Genomic DNA, 9,445 nt, shown 5'->3' with positions numbered 1-9,445 from the left:
CCGAAATTGTTCCCGGTGAGGGGCCGTGCAGTAGTGGTGTGCCGCGAAGCGGCGGGATGGTTGTCGCAGAACCCTTCCGGCTCTGTGGCAACTCGGAGAACACTACGGATGGGCCCAGGCCGTGTCAACTCGCGTCAGTCAAGGTCACTCAGACGCCCGTCGGCGTCCGGCTGGGCGTCCTCGACGCGGCGCAGGAGGCGGGTCAACACCTGGCCGAGGAGCTGGCGTTCCTCGCTGGAGAGGTCCTGGAGGAGGTCCTCCTCGAAGACCGACGCCAGGCGCATCGCCTCGAGCCACTTCTCGCGGCCCTCGTGGGTCAGCTCGACGATCACGCGGACGCGGTTGGTCTCATCGCGCTCCCGGGTGACCAGACCCTCGCTGGCCATGCGGTCGATGCGGTGGGTCATGGCCGCCGGCGTGAGGCCCAGGCGCTTGGCGAGTTCGCCGGGGCCCAATTGATAGGGGGCTCCGGAGACGACGAGGGCCTTGAGGACTTCCCATTCGGCGTTGCTCAGGCCGAGTGTGCTGGTCTGTCGTCCGTAGGCGACGTTCATCCGCCGGTTGAGGCGCTGGAGCGCGGAGACGACCTGCTCCACCTGGGGGTCGAGGTCCTGGAATTCGCGCTGGTAGGCGGCGATCTGTTCCTCGAGGCTCGGCTCGGCAGCGTCGGCGGCCGCATCGGAGGGCTCAGGCATGCGGCGCAGTATGGCATGGAAGTCATTGGCGTTGAAGTTCTTCAACGTGTACTCTTTAACTTCGAACTTTAGAGTTGAAGTCTTCAGGGTGAGACTGTCCGGCCTCCGGCCCGGTCTCGCCCTGGTGTCTGTCCCGGCTCCTGGTTCTCCCCTTGTTCGTCTGACGACCTGACCTAGGTAGGTGAGTGTGACCACCGCGATGGGCGCCGCGTTGCGCCGGATCCAGCTCGGGAACGCGCTGAGTGCGTTCGGGAACGGCTTCACCGTTCCGTATCTGTACGTCTACGTGGCGAAGGTGCGGGATCTTGGTGCGAGCACGGCCGGTGTGGTGCTGGCGATGCTGGCGGTGGCCGCACTGGTCGTCCTGCCGCTGACCGGTCGGGCGATCGACCGGCGCGGACCGCTGCCGGTGGCCCTCGTGGGTGCGGTCGCCGCCGCCGTCGGTTCCCTGGGGCTGGGGCTGTCCGCCACGGAGCCGATGGTCATCGCGGCGGCCGTCGCGCTCGGCGCCGGGATCGCGGTGATCCAGCCGGCGCTGGCGACGATGATCGTGTGGTCCTCGACGACGCTGACCCGGTCGCGGGCGTTCGCCACCCAGTTCTTCCTGAACAACCTGGGGCTGGGCGTCGGTGGGCTGGTCGGCGGGCTGCTGGTCGACGAGACGCAGTCGTCGAGCTTTGTGCGGCTGTTCGCCATCGAGGCCGCGATGTTCCTGGTGCTCGGTGCGGCGGTGGCGACCGTACGGCTGCCGCGCGGGCCGAAGGTCGAGGACGCGGTGCCGACCGAGGAGCGGGCGAAGGGCGCCTGGCGGGCCCTGTTCGCCGACCGGCGGATGGTGTGGCTGTGCGTGCTGGGGTTCGTGCTGTTCTTCGCCTGCTACGGGCAGTTCGAGTCGGGGCTGGCGGCGTACGCCACCGAGGTCACCCGGATCGCGCCGGCGAGCCTGGGCATCGCGCTCGCGGCCAATACGGCGGCGATCGTGGCGGCACAGTTCGTGGTGCTCAAGCTGGTCGAGCGGCGGCGCCGTAGCCGGGTGATGGCGCTGGTCGGGATGGTCTGGACGGTGGCGTGGCTCGCCGCGGGGCTGTCCGGCCTGGTGCACGGCGCGCAGACGGTGGCGACGACGCTGCTGATCTCGACGTACGCGCTGTTCGGCATAGGTGAGTCGATGCTGTCCCCGACGCTGGCTCCGCTGGTGGCCGATCTGGCGCCGGCCTCGCTGATCGGCCAGTACAACTCGGCGTTCGCGCTGGTCAAGCAGCTGGCGCTGGCGGTCGGTCCGGCGGTGGGCGCGCTGATGGTGGGGCACGGGATGTACGCGGCGTACATCGGCATGCTGGTGGTCTGCGCGCTGGGGATCACCGGGCTGTCGTGGCGGCTGGGGCGGATGCTGCGGCCGGAGCAGGACAATCCGCACCGTGCGGTGGCGGCGGTGCCCGCGGCGCGGGTGCCGGCCGAGGCGGCCGCGGTGCCCTGCGGGACCTGAGAATCCTGTGGGACCGGCGAGTCCTGAGCGAGCCTGAGGGGCACGGCCCCGGCAGCGGTCCCGTCGGGCCGGTGCCGGGGCCGTTGTCGTACGGCTAGCCGCCCGGCAGTGCGAATTCGCACCAGACGGCCTTGCCCCCGCCCGGGGTGCGGCGGGAGCCCCAGGACGAGGCGATGGTGGCGATGATGGAGATGCCCCGGCCCGCCTCGTCGACGGGCTCGGCGCGGCGGCGGCGCGGGAGGTGGTCGTCGCCGTCGGTGACCTCGACGATCAGCCGGCGGTCCGTACGGCGCAGGCGGAGCCGCATCGGCGGGGTGCCGTGCTGGAGGGAGTTGGCGACCAGTTCGCTGGCGGCCAGGACACCGAGGTCGTGCAGCTCGGGGGAGAAGCGCCAGGAGGCGAGGACGCCGGAGGCGAAGGCGCGGGCGCGCGGGGCCGCTTCCGTGCCGCCGTGGAGTTCCAGGGCGGCGTTGTGGAACAGCTCGGCGTCGTGGCCGGTGCGGGCGGGGTGCTGGAGGACGAGGATGGCGACGTCGTCGTCATGGGTGGCGGTGATGCCCAGGGAGCGCAGCAGCCGGTCGCAGACGATCTCGGGGGCGCCGGCGGCGCCGGCGAAGGCGCGCTCCAGGGCCTCGACGCCGTGGTCGATGTCCTTGTCGCGGCGCTCGACGAGGCCGTCCGTGTAGAGGACGGCGCTGCTGCCGGGGCCGAGCGGCACCGATCCGGAGGTGTGCAGCCAGCCGCCGGTCCCCAGGGGCGGACCGGTCGGCTCGGCGGCGCGGCGGACCGTGCCGTCGGGGTCACGGACGAGGATGGGCAGATGGCCGGCCGAGGAGTAGACCAGGCGGCCCTCGTTGGGGTCGTGGACGGCGTAGACGCAGGTGGCGATCTGGCTGGCGTCGATCTCGGCGGCCAGGCCGTCCAGGAGCTGCAGGACCTCGTGCGGCGGGAGGTCGAGGCGGGCGTAGGCGCGGACGGCGGTGCGCAGCTGGCCCATGACGGCGGCGGCGCGCACCCCGCGGCCCATGACGTCGCCGATGACCAGTGCGGTGCGGCCGGCGCCGAGGGTGATGACGTCGTACCAGTCGCCGCCGACCGCGGCGTCCGTGCCGCCGGGCTGGTAGGTGGCGGCGACGCGGAGGTCGTCGGGCTGCTCCAACTCCTGGGGCAGCAGGGAGCGCTGGAGGGTGACCGCGGCCTCGCGCTGGCGGGCCTCGCTGGCGCGCAGCCGCTCGGCGGACTCGATCTGGTCGGTGACCTCGGCGCCGAAGACCAGGACGCCCTTGTGCGGGGCGACGCAGGCGACCTCGGGGTCGGGGGCCGGGCCGCTGGCGGCGACCTCGATCGGGGTGCAGGTGAAGGTGTAGTAGGCGTCGCGGGTGCGGTCGCCGCCGGCGCCGCCGGGGACCTTGCGGGACTTGACCGTACGGGGTTTGCCGCTGCGCAGGACCTGGTCCATCAGGGGGAGCAGGCCGAGGGCGTCGAGTTCGGGGAGGGCTTCGCGGGCGGTGTGGCCGGCCGGGCGCGGGCCGAAGACGCCGGCGTAGGCGCCGTTGACGTAGGCGAGGCGGTGCTCGGGGCCGTAGACGACGGCGACCAGGGCGGGGATGGTGCCCAGGATGTCGTGGACGGAGAGCGCGTCGACGGTGGGCGGCAGGGTCGCGGGGATGCGGTCCCGGGCGGGGGCCGGATCGGTGTGTTCGGCGCGGGCCGCGGGGACGGAGCCGGTGGTGGCGGCCGTCGGGGCGGACGGGGGTGCCGCGTCCGCCGCCGGGGGCGTGCCGGGCGGCGTCGGGGCGGCCGTGGTCGGGGTGGCCGGCGTGCCGGGTGCGGCGCGGTCGGACCGGGCGGCGGCGCGCCGCTGTGTGCCGGGGAGTTTGGCGCTCCAGCGCGTGAAGATCACGGAGGGGTACCTCTTACTTCGCGTCGTCGCGCGGGATCGGGCCGTCGGCATGGCGGGACCTCCCGGCCGGGTGCCGGGGGACGGTCGGCTGGGGACGCTCTCGGCGCCCTTTTGCGGAATGCAGCAAACGTCCTGAATCCTCGTGATTGTCACTCTTTGCAGATACGAGCCCACCCATGGTCACACGTCCAGTGTGGCCGACCGGACGGACATCCGTCAGACGCCGGGGTGCTGCTGTGGAGTTCCGCGCTCCGGAACATCCGGCCGCTCCAGGGCCGATGGCACGTCAACTCGTGTGGGGGTACGGCGCGTCAACTGGCTTCGTTGTGCCGGCCGGTCCCCGCGGCGAGTTCGAACTCGGCGCGCGGGTTCTCCAGGGAGCCGAGCGAGACGATCTCGCGTTTGAACAGGCCGGCGAGGGTCCATTCGGCGAGCACCCGGGCCTTGCGGTTGAAGGTCGGCACCCGGCTGAGGTGGTAGGCGCGGTGCATGAACCACGCCGGGTAGCCCTTCAGCTTGCGCCCGTAGATGTGCGCGACGCCCTTGTGCAGCCCCAGGGAGGCCACCGAGCCGGCGTATTTGTGCGCGTAGTCCACGATCGGGCCGCCGCGCACCGACGCCGCGATGTTCTCGGCGAGGACCTTGGACTGACGGACGGCGTGCTGGGCATTGGGGGCGCACAGGGGGCGGGGCCCGTCGGAGCCTGCGGGCGGCTCGGCCGTCACGTCGGGGACCGCGGCCGCGTCCCCGGCGGACCAGGCGTGGTCGACGCCGTCCACCTGGAGCGCGGGGGTGCACCGGACGCGGCCGTGCTCGTTGAGCGGCAGCTTGGTCGCGGCCAGGATGGGGTGCGGTTTGACGCCCGCGGTCCACACCAGGGTCCGGGTCGGGAACCGGGAGCCGTCGCTGAGCTGCACGATCCGCTTCTCACAGGACTCCAGCCGGGTCTCCATCCGTACGTCGATGTTGCGGGCCCGCAGCTCCCGTACGGCGTAGCGGCCCATCTCCGGGCCCACTTCGGGCAGGATCCGGTCCGTCGCCTCGACCAGAATCCACTTCATGTCCTCGGGCCGGATGTTGTGGTAGTAGCGGACGGCGTAGCGGGCCATGTCCTCCAGTTCGGCCAGCGCCTCCACGCCCGCGTAGCCTCCGCCGACGAAGACGAAGGTCAGCGCGGCGTCGCGGACGGCGGGATCGCGGGTGGAGGAGGCGATGTCGAGCTGTCCGAGGACGTGGTTGCGCAGGCCGATGGCTTCCTCGACCGTCTTGAAGCCGATGCCGACGTCGGCCAGTCCGGGGACGGGCAGGGTGCGGGAGACCGAGCCCGGCGCGAGGACCAGTTCGTCGTAGACCACCTCGATGGCGCCGTTGCCGGTCTCCTCGGCGGCCAGGGTGGTGATGGTCGCCCGGTGGTCGTCGTGGTCGATGGCGGTGACCTCGCCGATGACGACCGTGCACTGCGGCAGCACCCGGCGCAGCGGTACGACGACATGGCGCGGGGAGATCGAACCGGCCGCGGCCTCGGGCAGGAAGGGCTGGTAGGTCATGTACGGCTCGGGGTCGACCACGACGACCTCGACGGTGCCCTGCCGCAGTTCCTGCTTCAGCTTCCGTTGCAATCGCAGGGCGGTATTCATCCCCACGTAGCCACCGCCGACAACGAGAATGCGCGTCACGTCTTCCGAAGACAGGGTCTTCACAAGCTTCTCCTCGCGGTGTCGACCAGTCCCGGGACGGCACCGAACCGCACGCCGGCCGGCCGCGCGGCGGCTGCGGGTGCCGCGCCCCCGGGAAAGCACAGCACTGTTCCATGACGCACCTCCGGAGCGTCTTTGTCCACAGGCCCGTCGAAATGTATGACCGGGCGCGGCGCCGCCGTCGGAACCGCGCATTCCGCGGATCCGGGGCGAGCTGCGCTGGTCAGGGGGTGCGTGGCGGCGGAAAAGCGGGGGCGGATTCGGGGCGGATCAGACACCTTGGGCCGATCGGGGGGCGCATTGCGCGGAACGCCCCCTTCATTCTTGACCCCGGCTCAACTATGTTCGTATCTCGTTGGGGTGCACCCTCTCGTCGGTACGCCCTGACTGTCAGGGCGGGGAGTCTCCGGGGGGAGACGTCATTACCGGGGGATCACTATGCACATTCAGGGCTCTCAATGGCCGTCCACCGTCGCGGTGGCGCATGCCTCCGACGGCGCCGGGAGCGGCAGCGAGCACCACAGGCCCCACAGCAACGGCACCGCGATGACCAACGGCGCCGGCACGGGGACGGGCGGCCGCAGCACACCGCTGCGGGTGGACGCCCAGCGCAATCTGGAGCACGTACTGCGCGCCGCACGCGAGGTGTTCGGCGAGCTGGGGTACGGCGCGCCCATGGAGGACGTGGCGCGGCGGGCCCGCGTCGGGGTCGGCACGGTCTACCGCCGGTTCCCGAGCAAGGACGTACTGGTCCGCCGGATAGCCGAGGAGGAGACCTCCCGGCTGACGGACCAGGCGCGTACGGCACTGGGCCAGGAGGACGACCCGTGGTCGGCGCTGTCCCGCTTCCTGCGGACGTCGGTGGCCTCGGGGGCCGGGCGGCTGCTGCCGCCGGGCATTCTGCGGGTGAGCGCGGCGGCCGAGGCGTCCGCGCAGCCGGCGGCGGAGGGCGCGGAGGCGCCCCGGGTGCCGGACGGCCTGGGCGACGCCCGGGTGCCGCAGCAGCGCACGGCGCCCGGTACGGACGGGGTGACCGCCGAAGTCCGGCGGGCCGAGCGGCCCGAAGCCCAGGAGGGCGGGCCGGACGGCGCCGAGGGGACGAGCGGGGCGGATGCGCTGCTGGAGGTCGTCGGGCGGCTCGTGGAGCGCGCCCGGGCGGCCGGGGAGCTGCGCGCCGATGTGACGGTCTCGGACATCCTTTTAGTGATCGCCACGGGCGCGCCCACGCTGCCCGGGCCGGGTCAGCAGCAGGCCGCGTCCGCGCGGCTGCTGGAAATTCTGCTGGAGGGGCTGCGTTCGCGCCCGGCCTGATGAGGTCAGGCGGCCGGCTCCGCCCGGGTGGACCCCGTCGACGGGTCCCCGGGGCGGGGCCGGGCCGCCGCGTGCCCCGGTCCGCGGACCGGGGCGTCCGCTGTCCGCGCGCCAAGGGACGCGTACGGACGCCGCGGGCAACAGCGCCCGTACGGGGTCCGCGCACGGTATCGGCCGTCTGCGCGGCATGGCCCGTACGGGTGAACGCCCGTGCGGTCGTCTGCGTGTGCACCCCGGATGAGTGGATGGCGGTCCGTGCCCACAACCGCCGGGGTCCGGTGTGGCACTCTGGCGCGGTATTCCGTTGGGAGAGCTTCGGGAGCCTCGGCGATGGGTGTTGACGGGCGGGACGAGCGGCGCGACGGCGCGGCCGGGGTGGGCGAGCGGGGCGGGACGGAGGCCGCGCAACTGCCCGGCCGGAGCGGGCGCGCGCCCGCCGGGGGTCCGGCGGACCCGGGGCCCAGCGTGCCGTCGCAGCGGGACCCCTCCCGGGGTGCGGGCCCGGCCGGCGGCGCCGGGGACGGCGATCTCCCGCCGTCCGACGCCCAGTTGCTCTCCGCGCTGCGGGCGGGCGACGACAGCGCGTACGAGGAGATGTACCGCCGGCACGCCGCGGCGGTCCGCCGCTATGCCCGCAGCTGCTGCCGGGACGTGCACACCGCGGAGGACCTGACCGGCGAGGTCTTCGCCCGCACGCTCCAGGCGGTGCGCGGCGGGGCGGGGCCGGAGACCGCGGTGCGGGCCTATCTGCTGACGACCGTGCGCCGGGTGGCCGCGGCCTGGGCGCAGACCGCACGGCGGGAGCAACTGGTCGAGGACTTCGCGGTGTTCGCGGTCTCGTCGGCCGGTGCGCCGGGCGACGACGACGCCACTCTGGACCTGGGTGCGGACGTACGCGCCATGCAGGAAGCCGAGCGGTCGATGGCCGTGCGGGCGTTCCGCAGTCTGCCGGAGCGCTATCAGACGGTGCTGTGGCACACCACCGTCGAGGACGAGTCGCCGAGCGAGGTCGCCCCGCTGCTCGGGCTGACCGCGAACGCCACCGCCGTATTGGCGCACCGGGCCCGCGAGGGCCTCAAGCAGGCCTATCTGCAGGCGCATGTCAGCCAGTCGCTGACCTCGGGCGGCGACTGCGCCCGGTACGCGGACCGGCTCGGCGCCTATGCCCGCGGCGGGCTGCGGATGCGGGCCGAGCGGGGGCTGCGCAAGCATCTGGACGGCTGCGCCCGGTGCCGGCTGGCCGCGCTGGAGGTCGCGGACGTCAATCAGCGGATCGGTGCGCTGCTGCCGGTCGCGTTCATCGGCTGGCTCGCCGCCGGGTACGCCGTCAAGACGGCGGTGGCGGGTGCCGCGGGTGTGGCGGCCGGTGCGGCCGCGACAGCCGGGAGCGGCGGTTCCGGTGCGACGGGCAACGCCGGTGCCGCCGTGGGCAAGGGGCTGAGCGGGGTGGTCAAGGCCGGCATCGGGGTCGGCGCCGCGGTGGTGGCGGGCGCGACGCTCTCGCTGGCGCTGACCGCCGCTCCGGAGCCGGCGCCGAAGGCACGGGCCCAGGCCCCGCGGCCGGCCTCGTCCGCGCCGCAGCACCCGGCGCCCGGTGCGTCGCGTCCCGCGCTGCCGCCGGCCGTCGGTGCCGTGCCGGAGCCGGACCCGACGCACCGTCCGGACGCGGACCACGAGCCGGCCCCCCGTCGGACGGCCACGCCGACCGCGGCCCCCCAGGAGCCGACGCCCACCCGGACGCCGCCTGCGGCCCCGGAGCCGACCGGCGAGCCCACCCCGGCGAAGCCCACCCCGGCAGAGCCCACCCCGCCCCGGCCCACCTCACCGGCGCCCACCGCGCCGCACCCCACCGCGCCGCCGCAGCAGCCCGCCCCGACCGCCTACCGGGTCAGCGGGCTCACCCACGACTTCACGGGCGACGGCAGCAAGCCGGAGGTGCGCACCCTGGGGAGCAGCTGGCTGTGGCAGCGGCAGGCGCCGCAGATCGCCGGCCGGACGTATCCGCACGGGGTGAGCGTGCCGGCGCGGTCCTCGGTGACCATCGACCTCAACCGCCCGTGCACCGCTTTTGACGCCGTGGTGGGCGTCGACGACCTCGGAGCGGCGTGGGGCGCGGTGCGCTTCTCGGTCCAGGCCGACGGCGTGGAGCTGTGGCGGTCGCCGGTGGTGCGCGGCGGGGATCCGGCCGTACCGGTCCATGTCCCGCTGACGGGCCACAGGACGCTGCGGCTGGTGACCGACACGGCGGGCCCCATGGGTGCGGCGGCGCCGGCGGACTGGGCGCAGTCGACGATCAACTGCCACTGAGGCGCGGACGGGCTCCCGTGGACGGTGCGGGCGGGGTTCAGCGGTA

6 protein-coding genes are annotated in these 9,445 nt (G+C 73.8%); 3 read left to right on the top strand and 3 right to left on the bottom strand.

Annotated features, from left to right (window positions below):
* Positions 1-134: 134 nt before the first annotated feature.
* On the bottom strand, positions 135-695 hold the full coding sequence (locus tag ACFW5B_RS22000) for a MarR family winged helix-turn-helix transcriptional regulator (RefSeq protein WP_386442022.1): 561 nt from the start codon (positions 693-695) through the stop codon (positions 135-137).
* 187 nt (positions 696-882) lie between these two features.
* Between ACFW5B_RS22000 and ACFW5B_RS21995 the strand changes: the two genes are divergently transcribed.
* Positions 883-2,181, top strand: a complete 1,299-nt coding sequence (locus tag ACFW5B_RS21995) for an MFS transporter (protein ID WP_386442050.1) — start codon at positions 883-885, stop codon at positions 2,179-2,181.
* A 94-nt stretch (positions 2,182-2,275) separates the two neighbouring features.
* On the opposite strand, the gene ACFW5B_RS21990 is transcribed toward ACFW5B_RS21995, so the two are convergent.
* On the bottom strand, positions 2,276-4,084 hold the full coding sequence (locus ACFW5B_RS21990) for a SpoIIE family protein phosphatase (RefSeq protein WP_386442019.1): 1,809 nt from the start codon (positions 4,082-4,084) through the stop codon (positions 2,276-2,278).
* A gap of 311 nt (positions 4,085-4,395) precedes the next feature.
* Complete coding sequence (locus tag ACFW5B_RS21985) at positions 4,396-5,775, bottom strand: NAD(P)/FAD-dependent oxidoreductase (protein ID WP_386442047.1); 1,380 nt, start codon at positions 5,773-5,775, stop codon at positions 4,396-4,398.
* Between the two features lie 444 nt (positions 5,776-6,219).
* Between ACFW5B_RS21985 and ACFW5B_RS21980 the strand changes: the two genes are divergently transcribed.
* Together ACFW5B_RS21980 and ACFW5B_RS21975 are read left to right on the top strand one after the other, a co-directional pair.
* Positions 6,220-7,092, top strand: a complete 873-nt coding sequence (locus ACFW5B_RS21980; RefSeq protein ID WP_386442016.1) for a TetR/AcrR family transcriptional regulator — start codon at positions 6,220-6,222, stop codon at positions 7,090-7,092.
* Between the two features lie 330 nt (positions 7,093-7,422).
* Complete coding sequence (locus ACFW5B_RS21975; RefSeq protein WP_386442013.1) at positions 7,423-9,399, top strand: sigma-70 family RNA polymerase sigma factor; 1,977 nt, start codon at positions 7,423-7,425, stop codon at positions 9,397-9,399.
* Positions 9,400-9,445 lie beyond the last annotated feature (46 nt).

The sequence above is a fragment of the Streptomyces sp. NPDC058773 genome (assembly GCF_042746015.1).
Lineage (GTDB): Bacteria > Actinomycetota > Actinomycetes > Streptomycetales > Streptomycetaceae > Streptomyces.
This window is presented reverse-complemented; position numbering and strand designations above follow the sequence as displayed.